Here is a 15,249-nt window from a genome sequence, read left to right as displayed (position 1 = left end):
CATGCGGATCCTGATCACCGGCGCAACGGGATTGATAGGCAGCAGTCTGACGGCCAGGCTGCTGGCGCTTTCTCACCACATTACGGTGTTGACCCGAGACGAGCGGCGAGCCCGAGCCCGGCTGGGCGATCGGCCGAGCTATTGGCAAACGCTGGACGACCGGCAGTCGCTGGATGAATTCGACGCGGTGATCAACCTGGCCGGCGAACCTATCGCCGACAAGCGCTGGAGCGCACAGCAGAAAGAGCGCCTGTGCCGCAGCCGTTGGGATCTGACCGAACGGTTGGCGCAGCTGATCAAGGCCGGCAGCACGCCGCCCGGTGTGTTGATTTCCGGTTCCGCCGTCGGCTACTACGGCGATCAGGGGCAGGCGGTGGTGACCGAAGAGGAGCCACCGCACGACGAATTCACCCACCAACTGTGTCAACGCTGGGAAACGCTGGCGCTGCAGGCGCAAAGCGATGCCACCCGCGTCTGCCTGCTGCGCACCGGCGTGGTGCTGGCGCCACAGGGCGGCGCGCTGGCCAAAATGCTGCCGCCGTTCCGCTTCGGGCTGGGCGGCCCGATCGGCGACGGTCGCCAATATCTGCCGTGGATCCATCTCGACGACATGGTCAACGGCATTATTTATCTACTGGATCACGCCACGCTGAGCGGCCCGTTTAACATGGTCGCGCCCTACCCGGTGCACAACGAGCAGTTCGCCGCCCAATTGGCCAACGTGCTCGATCGCCCGGCGTTTCTGCGGGTGCCGGCGTTCGCCATGCGGCTGTTGATGGGGGAAGCGGCGGTGCTGGTGCTCGGCGGCCAGCGGGCGGTGCCGAAGCGCCTGGAAGAGGCCGGCTTCCACTTCCGCTATCTGGAATTGGAACAGGCATTGGATGACGTGATTAATCAGCGGGCCGAAGCCCGCTGATCTGAGGTTACTTCAACGCGCCGGACAGGAACTGCTGCAGGCGCGGGCTTTTGGGGTTGCCGAACAGCTCGGCCGGCGGCCCCTGCTCTTCGATCAACCCTTTGTGCAGGAAGATCACGTGGTTGGAAACGTGGCGCGCAAATTCCATTTCGTGCGTCACCACCACCATGGTTTTTCCCTCCTCCGCCAGCTTCTGCATGATGCGCAGCACCTCGCCCACCAGCTCGGGATCCAGCGCCGACGTCGGTTCGTCAAACAGCAGCACCTCCGGCTCCATCGCCAATGCGCGAGCAATGGAGACGCGCTGCTGCTGGCCACCCGACAGGTGCACCGGGTACTTGCCGCGCGCCCGCTCGTCGATGCCCACTTTATCCAGGTAACGCACCGCGCGCTCATGCGCGTCGGCCTTGCTCAGCCCCAGCACCTGCACCGGCGCCTCCATCACGTTCTCCAGCACCGTCATATGGCTCCACAGGTTAAAGTGCTGGAACACCATGGTCAGGCGGGTGCGCAGCAGCTGCAGCTGCTTCTTGTCGAACACTTTCAGCTGGCCGTCCTTGTCGCGCACCATGCGAATATCTTCGTTGTTCAGGCTGATCGAGCCTTCGCTCGGCTTCTCGAGGAAGTTGATGCAGCGCAGAAAGGTGCTTTTGCCGGAGCCAGAGGAGCCGATGATGCTGATCACATCCCCGGCGTTGGCCGCCAGCGAGACGCCTTTCAGCACTTCGTGGTCGCCATAGCGTTTGTGCAGTTCCGTGACGGCTAATTTATTCTCAGACATGGTTTTTCTTCCCGTCATTTATCAGTGACTAACGTGTGCCATCCAGCGTTTTTCAGCTTTGCGGAACAGGCTGATTAACACGTAGGAGATGATCAGGTACAGCACCGCCGCGATGCCGAAAGCGTAGAACGGCTGGTAGGTCGCGGCGTTGATGTCGCGCGCGATCTTCAGCAGATCCGGCACGGTGGCGGTAAACGCCAGCGCGGTGGAGTGCAGCATCAGGATCACTTCGTTGCTGTAAGCCGGCAACGCGGTGCGCAGTGCCGAAGGCAAAATGATGCAGCGATACATCTTGAAGCGCGAGAAACCGTAGGCGTTGGCGGCCTCGATTTCACCGTGCGGCACCGCGCGGATCGCCCCGGCGAAGATCTCGGTGGTATAGGCGCAGGTATTGAGCGTCAGCGCCAGGATGGTGCAGTTAAGCCCGCTGCGGAAAAACGCATTAAGAAACTCGGTGCCGCGCACAATCTCGAGGCTGTACATGCCGGAGTAGAACACCAGCAGCTGCACGTACAGCGGCGTACCGCGAAACACATATGTGTAAAGCCACACCGGGAAACGCACCCAGCGAAGGGAAGAGACGCGCGCCACCGCCATCGGGATCGCCAGCAGCCCGCCCATCACCACCGAGGCGATCAGCAGCCACAGCGTGACTGCCACGCCGGTGAAACGGTAGCCGTCGCTCCACAGCAGCGACTGCCAATACTGTTGCAAAATCTCGATCATAGCTCGGCCCTCTTGACGCCCAGTGAGTAACGCCGTTCAAGCCACAGCAGCACGCCGTTGGAAACGGTAGTGAAGATCAGGTACACCACGCCGGCCACGATGGCGAAGAAGAACGGCTGATAGGTGCCTTTCCCCGCCAGCTGCGTGGCTTTCACCACGTCGTTCAGGCCGAGGATCGACACCAGCGCCGTCGCCTTCAGGATCACCTGCCAGTTGTTGCCGATGCCCGGCAAAGCGAAACGCATCATCGCCGGGAACAGAATGCGCCGAAAGATCTGCGCGCCGCTGAAGCCGTAGGCCGTCGCCGCTTCGATCTGCCCTTTCGGCACCGCCAGATAGGCGCCGCGGAAGGTCTCAGTGAAGTAAGCACCGTAGATAAAGCCGAGGGTAATGATACCGGCGCCGAGCGGATCGATATCGATCTGCGAGAAGCCGAGCAGCGTGGTGATGTTGTTCAGCGCGATTTGCAGGCCGTAAAAGATCAGCAGCATCAGCACCAGATCGGGCACGCCGCGGATCAGCGTGGTATAGGCGCCGAACAGACCGGAGATAAAGGGGTTATGAGACAGTTTGCCACCGGCGCCGATCAGGCCGATCACCACCGCCAGCAACACGGAACTGAGGGCCAGCTCCAACGTCACCAGAGCCCCCTCGAAAATCAGTTGGGAATAGCCTTGCAGCATCTACTTCACCCTGTGGTCTAGGATCCGAACCATCGGGGCCGGCACGCCGGCCCCGCAGTCACAGCATGGAACGGTAAGCGGATTACCCGCCGTAGACGTCAAAGTCGAAGTACTTTTTCGCGTATTTGTCGTAGGTGCCGTCTTTGCGCATCTCGGCGAAGGCTTTGTCCAGCGCCGCTTTCAGCTCGGTATCGGTCTTGCGCAGCCCCATGCCGGTGCCGACGCCGAAGAACTTGTCATCCTTCACCGATTCGCCGGCGAACGCATAGTCTTTGCCCGGCGGCTGTTTCAGGAAGCCGTCGCTGCCCGCCACTTCATCCTGGAAGGCGGCGTCAATACGGCCGGAAGCCAGATCGGCGTAAACCAGATCCTGGTTCTGGTAAGGCACGACGGTGATGCCCTTCGGCTGCCACATGGCGTTGGCGTAGGCTTCCTGGGTGGTGCCCTGCAGCACGCCCACGCTCTTGCCTTTCAGAGCGTCCACGGTAGGCAACAGCTTGGACCCTTTCGGCGCGATCAGACGCGCGTTGGCGGCATACAGCTTGTCGGTAAAGGCGATTTCCTGCTGGCGTTTTTCAGTGATGGACAGCGAAGAGATGATGGCGTCGATTTTCTTCGCCTTGAGGGAGGGGATCAGCGCGTCGAAGTCGCTCTCCACGAAGGTGCATTGGGTATTGATGCGTTTGCACAGCTCTTTGGCCAAATCAATGTCAAAGCCAACCAATTCGCCTTTGGCGTTTTTGGATTCAAACGGTGCGTAAGTCGGATCGGTGCCAATCTTCAGCGTGGAAGGAATGGCGGCAAAGGCGCTGCTGGCGGCGCTCAAAGCCAGAACTAACGGCAAAATCAAAACCCGCTTTTTCATAAATTACCCTCAAATTGATTTTTTTGATGCCACTACGGGCATTACTTTCCCCACCAAATCAATTTGCAGTAATCGTGCCACATTAGGTGCTACGGGCGGAGGGAACGGCTCCGGCCTTCACAATACTGTTTCCTGGGACGATAACCGCAAAATTAAATCGGCCGGTTGGGGCCGCGCCACTGGCAACCGCAATAAGGCGGCACCATGAAACAGTGAGCGTGATGAAGTGGGATCATTATGGTGCATACTCCGCCCCAATTCAGTGCGGTGTTGCACAAATGTACCAATTTAGGGATAAAACTGTTAATTAGCACCCTGCCAGCGGGTGAACAGATCGGTCGGCAATTCGATATCAAACTGGTCGATCACCCGATTGACGGTTTGATCGATGATGTCTTCCACGCTTTTCGGCTGGTGGTAAAACGCCGGCACCGGCGGCATGATCACCGCGCCCATCTCCGCCGCCTGCGTCATCAGCCGCAAATGACCAAGATGCAACGGCGTTTCACGCACGCACAAGACCAAACGGCGGCGCTCTTTGAGCACCACGTCGGCGGCGCGGGTCAGCAATCCGTCACTGTAGCTGTTAACGATGCCAGACAGGGTTTTGATCGAACAAGGCAGGATCGCCATGCCCAACGTTTTGAAAGAGCCCGAGGAGATGCCGGCGGCGATGTCGCGCGCATCGTGCACCACGTCGGCCAGCGCCTGCACTTCACGCAGGCTGTACGGCGTTTCCAGCGCCAGCGTCTGCCGTGCAGCATTACTCATCACCAGATGGGTTTCCACCTCTGCGACGTCGCGCAAAACCTGTAACAGGCGCACGCCGTAGATAGCGCCGCTGGCGCCGGAAATGCCGATGATGAGTCGTTTCATGAAGAATGGCCTCTGCCGTAAAAAGTAAGATCAGGCAGACTTTGCCGCAATGGCGAGGGATAAGCAAGTCAGAGGAACAAGGTGCACCGCCGCAGACGCTGCGATGCACCTTGAGGGATCAACGCAGACCGTTAGCCTTCGTTGTGCAGTTCCAGATTTTCCGCTTCGGTTTGCACCCGCATCGCCTTGGCATCGTCGCTGCGCAGCGACTCCAGGTATTCCAGATAGCTTTGGTCAACGTCTTTGGTCACGTAGATACCATTGAAGACCGAGCATTCGAACTGGATGATGTCCGGGTTCTCTTCGCGCACCGCTTCGATCAGATCGTCGAGGTCCTGGAAGATCAGCCCGTCGGCGCCGATAATCTGACGGATTTCATCCACTTCACGCCCGTGGGCGATCAGTTCGTTGGCGCTCGGCATGTCGATGCCGTAGACGTTAGGGAAACGCACTTCCGGCGCGGCGGAAGCCAGATACACGCGCTTGGCGCCCGCTTCGCGCGCCATCTCGACGATTTGCTCAGAGGTCGTGCCGCGCACGATGGAGTCATCCACCAGCAGCACGTTCTTGTCGCGGAACTCGGCACGGTTGGCGTTCAGCTTGCGGCGTACCGACTGGCGACGCGCCTGCTGGCCCGGCATGATAAAGGTGCGGCCAACGTAGCGGTTTTTCACGAAGCCCTGGCGGTATGGCTTCTCGAGAATACGCGCGATCTCCAGCGCGATATCGCAGGAAGTTTCAGGAATCGGGATCACCACGTCGATATCCAGATCTTCCCACTCGCGGGCGATCTTCTCACCCAGCTTCTGGCCCATGCGCACGCGGGCGCTGTAGACCGAGATCTTGTCCATAAAGGAGTCTGGGCGCGCAAAATAAACATATTCGAACAGGCACGGGTTGGTTTTCGGGTTCTCTGCGCACTGGCGGGTGAACAGCTGGCCCTTGGTGGTGATGTACACCGCTTCGCCCGGCGCCACGTCGCGCAGGAACTCAAAGCCCAGGGTATCCAGCGCCACGCTCTCGGAAGCCACCATGTACTCGCTGCGGCCATCCTCCAGCGTGCGCTTGCCGATCACCAGCGGACGAATACCGTTGGGATCGCGGAACGCCAGCAGGCCATGGCCGATGATCATCGCCACGCAGGCGTAAGCGCCGCGCAGTTGCTGATGCATAGCGGCGACCGCGGTAAAGATGTTGTCGGCTTCCAGCGGATAGTGCGGGAAGCGATCCAGCTCGCTGGCCAGCACGTTCAGCAGGATTTCCGAGTCGGAGGTGGTGTTGACATGGCGGCGGCCGCTTTCGAACAGCTTTTGGCGCAGCTCATGGGCGTTGGTCAGGTTGCCGTTGTGGGCCAGCGTAATGCCGAACGGCGAGTTGACGTAGAAAGGCTGGGCCTCAGAGGCGCTCGAGCTGCCGGCCGTCGGGTAACGCACATGGCCAATGCCCATGTTGCCCTGCAAGCGTTGCATATGGCGCGCCTCAAACACATCCTTCACCAGGCCGTTGGCTTTACGCAAACGGAACCCGTTGTGGGCGTCAATGGTGACGATGCCTGCGGCATCCTGGCCACGGTGCTGAAGCACCGTCAGCGCATCATAAATCGACTGGTTTACCGGCATGAAACCGGCGATACCGACAATACCGCACATGTTGTCTTTTCCTCATCAGCGCTACCGCCCCGGCAATTGGGTCGGCAAGAAACTCGACGTGCTCTGCAGGTAGTCAAAGAACCACCTGATGACGTAACTGAACTGGGGGATCAGCTGCGACTGTTTCCAGTCGGCACTTTGTGAAAAGCCGGTAAAGGTATCCAGGAAGAACAGGATCGCCGCGACAATCAACACGCCGCGCAGTGCGCCGAAGCAGATGCCCAGCACCCGGTCGGTGCCCGACAACCCGGTTTTCTCTACCAGTGAGCTAATCACATAGTTAACAATAGCCCCTACGATCAGGGTCGCGATGAACAAAATCGCGATCGCGATGCCGTTTCGCACCAGTTCATCTTCAAAACGAGTGAAATAGACCGCAAGGTAAGAGTAGAAATGGCTGGCAACAAAAAACGCACATCCCCATGTCACAAGTGACAATGCTTCGCGAACAAACCCTCGGATCAGGCTCACCAGAGCCGAAAATCCAATCACCGCTATAATGACGTAATCAATCCAGACCATGAACTATTCCAATGATGAATCGCCCCTGCATCCAATTCGCGGCGAATTCTAACAGAAAAAGAAAACGTTTGCGTAGGGGATTTCCTACCACGTTACAAATAAAAAGCGGCGATTAAAAAATTCCCAATCGCCGCGCCTACATAGGTGATTTCGCCTGTAAAAGGCGCGGTTTCTCTCGCTTTCTCTCCACCACTCCTGAATTCAGGGGCGCATCCTGCTGCGCCCCCGCGGGGTTTAACGGCCGTACGGCTTCACCTGCCCGCTCAGCCCGCTGATCGAGTTCAGCGACGGCAGCGCCGCCTGCAGCTTCTGCTTGGAAGCGTCCGGGCCAACGTAGATGCGGGTGATCTGCCCTTGCACCGGCGTTGACGGCACGGTAAAGGCTCGATAGCCCGAGAGACGCAGCGAAGCGACAATCTCGTTCGCCTTGGCGGCGTTCTTCAGCGCCCCGAGCTGCACGACATAGGCTTGCCCGGACGGCGCTTTTTCTTCCGCCGGTTTGGGCTGCGGCGCCGGTTCTGGTTTCGGCGTCGGTTCCGGCTTCGGCACCGGTTTCACCTCCACCGGCTTCGGCTGCGGTACCGGTTTTGGTTTCACTTCCACCGGTTTGGTTTCCACCGGCTTCGGCTTAGGCTGCTGCACCGGCTGAGGACGCGTCTCGACCGGCGGCGGCGCCACCTGCGTCGGTTGCTGAGCGCTCTGCCGCACCGCCTGTTGCGCCGCCGCTTCGTTGGCCGCCTGCTGCTCGACCAGCGCGCCCGCCCCTTCCGGCGGCTGCGCCGGCAACGGCTGCGTCACCGGCGGCAGCACGTCGTTCTCTTCGACGTCGCCCGCCTTCGGCACCAATGGAATGGCCGCGAACTCATCCTCGTAATGCTTCTTTTTGCCGTCCAGCAACCCTGGCAGGATGATTACCCCCAGCGCCACCAGAATCACGGTTCCAACCAGTCGGTTCTGAAATTTACTCGCCACTCACACTCCCCGCATCTCGTCTAACGCCGCCATCACCTGCGCCACGGTGTGGAACGATCCACAGACGATCACAATATCCTGTTTATCAGCATCCTGCATAGCCTGCCGCCAGGCAGTTTCGACATCATTAAAGCGGCGCGGTTCCGTCAGATGCTGCGCCAGCTGTTCGACGCTGGCACCGCGCGGCCCGTCGAGCGGTGCGCAGTACCATTCATCCACCTGTTCGCTGAGGCAGGCCAGCGTGCCGGCGATGTCCTTGTCGGACAGCATGCCCACCACCGCGCGCACCTTGCCGCCGTCGCGCGGCAGCTTGGCCAGACGCCCGGCCAGATAGCCGGCGGCGTGCGGGTTGTGTGCCACGTCGAGGATCAGCATCGGCTCCCGCCGCACGATCTGGAAACGCCCCGGCAGCGTCGCCTGCTGCAGCCCGGTGAAGATCGCGCGTTCGTCGATTTCCAGCGGCGAACAGTTCAGCGCCGCCAGCGCGGTAGCGGCGTTGGCCAGCGGTATGTTCGGCGTCGGCAGATCGGTCAGCTGCGTGTCACCGCCCTGCCACTGCCAGCGATCGCCCTGCTCGCTGAAGCTCCAGGCTTCACCGCGGCGATACAGCGGTGCGCCCAGCGTTTCGGCGACCTGGCGAATGCTATCCGGCATGTCGGGTTCGCCCACCACCGCCGGCTTGCCGCTGCGGAAAATACCGGCCTTTTCACGGCCGATACTTTCGCGATCGTTGCCCAGCCAGTCGGTATGATCGAGCGCAATGCTGGTGATCACCGCCACGCTCGGATCGACGATATTGGTGGCGTCGAGACGCCCGCCCAGGCCCACTTCCAGGATCACCACGTCGAGCCGCGCCTGTTTGAACAGCTGCAGCGCCGACAGGGTGCCGAATTCGAAATAGGTCAGCGACGTTTCGCCGCGGCCGGCTTCAATGGCGGCGAACGAGCGGCTATGCTCTGCTTCGCTCAGCTCTTCCCCCTGAATGCGCACGCGTTCGGTATAGCGCACCAGATGCGGCGAACTGTAGACGCCGACGCGCAGGCCGGCGGCCAGCAGAATGGCTTCGAGGGTACGACAGGTCGTGCCTTTGCCGTTGGTGCCGGCAACGGTGAACACCGTAGGAGCGGGGGTCAGTAAATCCAGATGCGCCGCGACGCGCTGTACGCGCTCAAGACCGAGTTCGATCGCCTGGCTGTGCAGACGTTCCAGATAGTAAAGCCACGAGCTCAATGGCGACGTGGCTTGGGGAATTTGGTGGTTTTGCATGAGTCCCGTCACTGAACTTGGGTTCATTAATCCATCAGGGCACCACCCTCACCGCGGTAAAGGCGATGCGCTTCGTAACCGCCGCCAACCCGCAAACCATGGCGCGATAGGCCACGGCCGGCAGGGAACGGGCATCAGCCGTCACTTAGCCACAAAGTGGCGGCTGAACCCGGGCGGGATCTGTCTTTGCCTCAGGCGTCGGCCTGCGGCTCCGGCTCAATGACCGGCGCGGCCTCATCGAAATGCGGCTGCGGTTGGTTGGTCAGCTTGGACAGAATGCTCGCCAACGTTTGGCGCATCTCCGGACGGCGAACAATCATGTCGATCGCGCCTTTTTCGATCAGGAACTCGCTGCGCTGGAAGCCAGGCGGCAGTTTCTCGCGCACGGTCTGCTCGATCACACGCGGGCCGGCAAAGCCGATCAGCGCTTTCGGCTCGGCGATATTGATGTCGCCCAGCATCGCCAGGCTGGCAGAGACGCCACCCATGGTCGGGTCGGTCAGCACGGAGATGTACGGCAAGCCGCGCTCCTGCATCTTAGCCAACGCCGCGCTGGTTTTCGCCATCTGCATCAGCGACATCAGCGCTTCCTGCATGCGCGCGCCGCCGCTGGCGGAGAAGCACACTAGTGGACAGTTGTCCTCCAGCGCCTGCTCAACCGCACGCACGAAACGCGCGCCGACCACGGAAGACATTGAGCCGCCGATGAAAGCGAATTCGAAGGATGCGGCGACGATCGGCATACCGTACAGCGTGCCCTTCATCACCACCAGCGCATCTTTCTCGCCGGTCGCTTTCTGTGCGGCGACCAGACGATCTTTATAGCGCTTGGAATCCTTGAATTTCAGAACGTCCTTCGGCTCCAGATCGCTGCCCAGCTCCACTTCACTGCCTTCGTCCAGCAGGGTATGCAGACGCGCGCGCGCGCCCATACGCATGTGGTGGTCGCACTTCGGACACACTTCCAGATTACGCTCCAGCTCGGCGCGGTAGAGAACCTGGCCGCAGCTGTCGCATTTGGTCCAGACCCCTTCAGGAATGCTCGCCTTACGGGTTTGTGTGATATTGCTCTTGTTAAGAATTCGTTCAATCCAGCTCATCGATGACCTTTCTGTTTGAACCTGGCACACGCCAGTCCGCTGTTCATGCTTTAACAATCCCCCTGAAAACACCCCAATGAAAAAATGCCCGTTCGCGGCGCGGCAAGCGCGGCGACTGAGGCATCGGCTTCAGGGTTGTTCGCAGGAACAGACCATAATGTCGCTCATTAAACCATATCGGCCCGGCGCTGTGGACAAAAAACTGGTCGAACCGACAGGTTAAGCGATGTTTTTACTGTTTTTGCTGGCGGGCGGCCGCGCGCTTGTGACGCCAAATTTCAATCACGCCCGGCAGAATCGAAACGATGATGATCCCGACGATCAACAGTTTCAGGTTCTCCTGCACCACCGGCAGATCGCCGAACAGGTAGCCAGCATAAGTGAAGAGCAGCACCCAAACCAGTGCGCCAATCACGTTGTAGGCGGCGAAGTGGCGATAGGACATATGCCCCATGCCGGCGACGAACGGCGCAAAAGTACGCACGATCGGCACGAATCGCGCCAGAATAATCGTTTTCCCACCGTGCTTCTCATAGAACTGATGCGTTTTGTCCAGGTAGCTACGGCGGAAAATTTTCGAGTTCGGGTTGCTGAACAGCTTCTCGCCGAACAACCGCCCGATAGTGTAGTTCACCGCATCGCCAATGATCGCCGCTACGGCCATCAACGCCACCATGGTGTGCACGTTGAGATCGTTGGTCGGCAACGCCGCCAGCGCGCCGGCGACAAACAGCAAAGAATCCCCCGGCAGGAACGGCGTCACCACCAGGCCGGTTTCGCAAAACAAGATCAGGAACAGAATAGCGTAGACCCACATGCCGTATTGTGCGACCAGCTCGGCCAGGTGCACATCAATATGCAAAATGAAATCAATAATAAACTTGATGATGTCCATAAATTCTCTCATTGATACCGGGTGTTTCAATCACCCGGCAGAAGCACAAGGGAGCGACGCTTTCAGGCGTGCCGGCGTTTAATCGTCGGGCAAAAACAGCGGCCCCATCGGCGGCCGCGGTAGACCAAAATGATCGGGATAGTCCACGGCAACCAAATACAGCCCCTCGGCTCGCGCCGTCGCCGCCGCCAGATTGCGATCCTTCAGCGCCAGCAACTCGGCCATCCAGTTCTCATCCTGATTGCCGCAGCCGATCTCCATCAGGCTGCCGACGATATTGCGAACCATGTGATGCACAAAGGCATTCGCCTTGATATCTACCACAATATATTCGCCGTAGCGCGTAACCTTAACGTGTTTTACGCAGCGCCACGGGGTGCGCGACTGACACTGCACCGCGCGGAACGAGGTGAAGTCATTCTCGCCCAGCAGCGCCTGCGCCGCCCGGTGCATGCGATCGGCATCCAGCGGGTGATAAAAGTGCGTCACCCCCTGTTGCAACACCGCCGGCCGGTAGCGATGGTTGAAAATAATATAGCGGTAACGGCGCGCGGTAGCGCTGAAACGCGCGTGAAAATCGTCGGCGACGGGGCTCACCCAGCGCACCGCGATGTCCGGCGGCAAATGGGTGTTCACGCCCATCGTCCAGGCGGCGTCCTTGCGACGCGCGGTGGTTTCGAAATGCACCACCTGCCCGGTGGCGTGCACCCCGGCGTCGGTGCGCCCGGCGCACAGCACGTTGATCGGCGCATCCGCCACCTTGCTCAACGCCTGCTCAAGGCGCTCCTGCACGCTGGCCACTTCTTGCTGCCGCTGCCAGCCGTAGTACCGGCTGCCGTCATATTCGATGCCCAGCGCTACCTTCAGCGTCGGCTGAGCGGGCGAGACCACCTCTGACATCAGTACATCTGCTCCTGCACCAGACGCTCGGCGGTTTCGATCGCCATTAACGCGCCGCCGAAGCGCACGTTGTCCGCCACCGTCCAGAACTGCAGCAGCTCGGGGATGCCGTAATCGTTACGCAGGCAACCGATGCTGAGCGCATCGCTGCCGGAGGCTTCGGTCACCTGAGTCGGGTAATCGTCCTCTTCGCTCAGCTGAATGTCCTCGACTTCTTCGAGCTCGCTGCGCGCCTCTTCGGCGGACAGCGGGCGCAGCGCTTCCAGGTGCACCACCTGCGCATGGCCGTAAAACACCGGCGACTGAACGCAGCTCACCGAAATCGGCAACCCTTCGTCCTGCAGCACCTTGCGCACCTGATCGACGATCAGACGCTCTTCGCGCACGCTGCCCTGCTCGTCGGCAACGAGCGGCAGCAGGTTAAACGCCAGCTGTTTAGCGAAGACGCCTTCCTCGGCAGGAATGCCGTTCAGCAGGCGCGCGCTCTGGCCGGCCAGATCGTCCACCGCGGCCTTGCCGCGCGAGGATACCGACATCAGCGTGGTAACGTGCAGACGCGAGAGCCCCGCCTGTTCGGTCAGCGGTTTGATCGCCGTCAGCAGTTGGCTGACCATGCTGTCAGCCACCGCGACGATATTGCGGTTGCGGTAATCCGCCAACACCTGCGGGTTAACACCCGGTACCACCAGCGGCACATCCGGCTCCATGGCGAACAGACCGCTGGTGTCGATCACCAGGCAGCCCATGTTGCCGGCCTCTTCGGCATAGCGAGCGGAAGCGTCGCTGCCGGCGACGAAGAAGGCCAGTTGGGCCTGCGACCAGTCGAACTCTTCGGCGTTCTGCACCAGAAGAGACTTGCCGTTGAAGCGCACATTGGCGCCCGCACTGCGTTCGCTTGCCAGAGGATAGAGCTCACCCACCGGGAACTGGCGTTCCTGCAACAATTCCAGCAACGCTTCACCTACCGCGCCAGTGGCGCCGAGCAGCGCGATATTCCAGCCGTCAGACATCGGGTTTTCTCCAGAGTATTTCATTCATAAAAGCAGACGGGCAGTGCAATCACCGCCCGATAATCTTTACCGCTCACTGTAGCGGCGTTGGCTTAAGACAACCTTACGCGCTACGCCAGGCTAAAGCCCAGCTTGCCGAGCAGCTCGGCGCTGGCGCTGTCATCGCATTGCACGGCCAGCGAAGACCACTCGCGGCGCTCCTGGTAGTGCTTGCGCAGGCGATCGAATTCGCCCGGTTGCCCAGCGACTTTGCGCAGCGGCGCATCATCGCGGCGCACATCATACACCAAGTGCATCAATCGTTTTAACCGCGCTTCATCCAGCGGCCCATTGAGGCGGATCTGGCTGAACTCCGGCACCGGCAACAGCGAGGCCAGCGCCACCTGTTGCGGCTGCCCCAGATGGCGGCTGAACGCCTCGAACACCTGGGTGGTGCCGCGCGCCTTGCCTTCCAGCGTATACCCAGCGATGTGCGCGGTGCCAATATCCACCCGCGCCAGCAGCGGTAAGGCGAGATCCGGCTCCGGTTCCCACACGTCCAGCACCGTGCTCAGCTTTTTGCCCTTTTCCAGCGCCTGCAGCAAGGCGGCGTTATCCACCACCGGCCCGCGGCAGGCGTTGATCAGAATGCGGTTGTCCGGCAGGGCCGCCAACAGCTCGGCGTCCGCCAGATGCAGCGAATGGTATGGGCCGGATTTATTCAACGGCGTATGGAAGGTCAGCACGTCGGCCTCGGCCACCAGCTTCTCCAACGGCCAGAATTCCCCGGCGTCGCCGCGATCGGCACGCGGCGGATCGCACAGCAGCGTGCGCACGCCCAGCGCTTTGAGGCGAGCGTCCAGACGGGAACCAACGTTGCCCACGCCGACGATGCCGACGGTTTTATCCCGCAGGTGGAAGCCGTCGCGTTCGGCCAGCAGCATCAAGGCAGAGAACACATACTCGACCACCGCGATAGCGTTGCAGCCCGGCGCGGCGGAAAAGCCGATGCCCTGACGTTGCAGCCAGGCTTCATCGACGTGATCGGTGCCGGCGGTGGCGGTGCCGACAAAGTCGATATGGCTGCCGGCCAACAAGGCTTCATTGACCTTGGTGACCGAACGCACCATCAGCGCATCGGCATCCGCCAGCGCCTCGAGCGGGATCGGGCGGCCCGGTACCGCCTGCACCTCGCCCAGGCGGCTGAACAGCTCGGCCGCGTACGGCATATTTTCATCAACCAGAATTTTCACTGCGTTCTCCGACGGTTTACGGCTATTTGTCTGCGAAATAGTGTGCCACTGAATCAGGCACGGCGAAAGCGCTCAGGGGTAGTGCCGGCGATCTGCTGGAACATGACGATAAAGGCCGACGCGGAGCTGTAGCCGACGTCTAACGCCACGTCCTGCACGGTCTTGCCCTGCTCGAGCAGGGAGACGGCATGCAGGAACCGCAGGCGCTGGCGCCATTCGCTGAACGACATGCCCAGATCCTGTTGGCAGCGTCGCGACAGCGTGCGCTCGGTGGTGTAGACCCGAGCCGCCCACGCCGCCAGCGAGGTGTTGTCCGCCGGACAATGCTCCAACGCTTCCAGCACCGGCGCCAAGAACTTGTCGTCCGACGACGGCAGATAGGTTTGCTGGCGCGGCGACAGGCGCAGCTGATCGATCAGCACCTGGCAGAGACGCAAATCCGCCTCCGCCTGCGGAATGTACTGCTTGCGCGCATAGAAATCCTCGGCGATGGCGCGGAATATCGGCGTTACGCTCACCAGACAGGGGTCGGCCGGCATGCCGGTGCACAGCGCCGGCGTGATGTCCACCATGCGGCACTGCGCCAGCCGCTGGTTATAGCAGGAGTGTTCGATGCCAGCCGGCGCCCACAGCACGAACTCCGGCGGCGCCAGAAAGCGCTGCCCGCCGATGCGCAGCACCATCACCCCGGCTTTAACCCACATCAACTGACCCCAGGTGTGGCTGTGCGGCTGGAATTCGGTGCGCGCGTTGAACTCCTCGCAGCGGAACTGCACCGGGTTGGGCGCCGGGATCAACGACTCGGGGAAATGGCGGATTTCTGGCATGGTTTCGTCCCGTGATTTGTCTTGTTTAC

Annotated in this window: 16 protein-coding genes; 1 reads left to right on the top strand and 15 read right to left on the bottom strand. The window is 60.8% G+C overall.

Annotated features, from left to right (window positions below):
* Position 1 precedes the first annotated feature (1 nt).
* A complete protein-coding gene (locus WA302_RS10360; RefSeq protein WP_025303683.1) occupies positions 2 to 916 on the top strand; it encodes a TIGR01777 family oxidoreductase in 915 nt (304 codons plus the stop codon).
* Positions 917 to 923: 7 nt separating this feature from the next.
* Here the strand turns inward: WA302_RS10360 and hisP are convergent, their stop codons facing one another.
* From hisP to WA302_RS10285, 15 genes are all read right to left on the bottom strand, one after another.
* Complete coding sequence (gene hisP, locus WA302_RS10355) at positions 924 to 1,697, bottom strand: histidine ABC transporter ATP-binding protein HisP (protein ID WP_004936098.1); 774 nt, start codon at positions 1,695 to 1,697, stop codon at positions 924 to 926.
* Between the two features lie 21 nt (positions 1,698 to 1,718).
* A complete protein-coding gene (locus tag WA302_RS10350) occupies positions 1,719 to 2,423 on the bottom strand; it encodes an ABC transporter permease (RefSeq protein ID WP_025303685.1) in 705 nt (234 codons plus the stop codon).
* Positions 2,420 to 3,106, bottom strand: coding sequence for a histidine ABC transporter permease HisQ (locus WA302_RS10345; protein WP_025303686.1), 687 nt, complete (start codon positions 3,104 to 3,106; stop codon positions 2,420 to 2,422). Before WA302_RS10345 ends, WA302_RS10350 begins: the two co-directional genes overlap by 4 nt.
* An 82-nt stretch (positions 3,107 to 3,188) precedes the next feature.
* On the bottom strand, positions 3,189 to 3,971 hold the full coding sequence (gene hisJ / locus WA302_RS10340; protein ID WP_004936109.1) for a histidine ABC transporter substrate-binding protein HisJ: 783 nt from the start codon (positions 3,969 to 3,971) through the stop codon (positions 3,189 to 3,191).
* A 303-nt stretch (positions 3,972 to 4,274) separates the two neighbouring features.
* Positions 4,275 to 4,847 carry a UbiX family flavin prenyltransferase gene (locus tag WA302_RS10335; RefSeq protein ID WP_019453741.1) on the bottom strand — a complete coding sequence of 191 codons (573 nt, stop codon included), beginning with the start codon at positions 4,845 to 4,847 and terminating at the stop codon, positions 4,275 to 4,277.
* 131 nt (positions 4,848 to 4,978) lie between these two features.
* Positions 4,979 to 6,496, bottom strand: coding sequence for an amidophosphoribosyltransferase (gene purF, locus WA302_RS10330; RefSeq protein WP_025303688.1), 1,518 nt, complete (start codon positions 6,494 to 6,496; stop codon positions 4,979 to 4,981).
* A gap of 21 nt (positions 6,497 to 6,517) precedes the next feature.
* Positions 6,518 to 7,018, bottom strand: coding sequence for a colicin V production protein (gene cvpA, locus WA302_RS10325; RefSeq protein ID WP_004936119.1), 501 nt, complete (start codon positions 7,016 to 7,018; stop codon positions 6,518 to 6,520).
* A gap of 234 nt (positions 7,019 to 7,252) precedes the next feature.
* Positions 7,253 to 7,990, bottom strand: coding sequence for a cell division protein DedD (gene dedD / locus WA302_RS10320; protein ID WP_025303689.1), 738 nt, complete (start codon positions 7,988 to 7,990; stop codon positions 7,253 to 7,255).
* Positions 7,991 to 9,256 (bottom strand): bifunctional tetrahydrofolate synthase/dihydrofolate synthase, encoded by a 1,266-nt coding sequence (gene folC, locus WA302_RS10315; protein WP_025303690.1) that lies wholly within the window; start codon positions 9,254 to 9,256, stop codon positions 7,991 to 7,993. It abuts the gene before it with no gap.
* 191 nt (positions 9,257 to 9,447) lie between these two features.
* A complete protein-coding gene (gene accD / locus WA302_RS10310) occupies positions 9,448 to 10,356 on the bottom strand; it encodes an acetyl-CoA carboxylase, carboxyltransferase subunit beta (RefSeq protein ID WP_025303691.1) in 909 nt (302 codons plus the stop codon).
* A 232-nt stretch (positions 10,357 to 10,588) separates the two neighbouring features.
* On the bottom strand, positions 10,589 to 11,251 hold the full coding sequence (locus WA302_RS10305) for a DedA family protein (RefSeq protein WP_004936130.1): 663 nt from the start codon (positions 11,249 to 11,251) through the stop codon (positions 10,589 to 10,591).
* Positions 11,252 to 11,329: 78 nt separating this feature from the next.
* On the bottom strand, positions 11,330 to 12,151 hold the full coding sequence (truA, locus tag WA302_RS10300; protein ID WP_025303692.1) for a tRNA pseudouridine(38-40) synthase TruA: 822 nt from the start codon (positions 12,149 to 12,151) through the stop codon (positions 11,330 to 11,332).
* Positions 12,151 to 13,161 (bottom strand): aspartate-semialdehyde dehydrogenase, encoded by a 1,011-nt coding sequence (locus WA302_RS10295; protein ID WP_025303693.1) that lies wholly within the window; start codon positions 13,159 to 13,161, stop codon positions 12,151 to 12,153. The genes truA and WA302_RS10295 overlap by 1 nt, the downstream gene beginning before the upstream one ends.
* 110 nt (positions 13,162 to 13,271) lie before the next feature.
* Positions 13,272 to 14,393: a 4-phosphoerythronate dehydrogenase PdxB gene (gene pdxB / locus WA302_RS10290; protein ID WP_043140127.1), complete on the bottom strand. Its 1,122-nt coding sequence runs from the start codon at positions 14,391 to 14,393 to the stop codon at positions 13,272 to 13,274.
* 53 nt (positions 14,394 to 14,446) lie between these two features.
* Positions 14,447 to 15,220, bottom strand: coding sequence for an AraC family transcriptional regulator (locus WA302_RS10285; protein WP_025303695.1), 774 nt, complete (start codon positions 15,218 to 15,220; stop codon positions 14,447 to 14,449).
* Between the last annotated feature and the right edge of the window lie 29 nt (positions 15,221 to 15,249).

The organism is Serratia sp. 201 (genome assembly GCF_037027545.1).
Taxonomy (GTDB): domain Bacteria; phylum Pseudomonadota; class Gammaproteobacteria; order Enterobacterales; family Enterobacteriaceae; genus Serratia; species Serratia bockelmannii.
The sequence above is the reverse complement of the archived record's forward strand: the minus strand, read 5'-3'. Positions and strand labels throughout refer to the sequence as shown.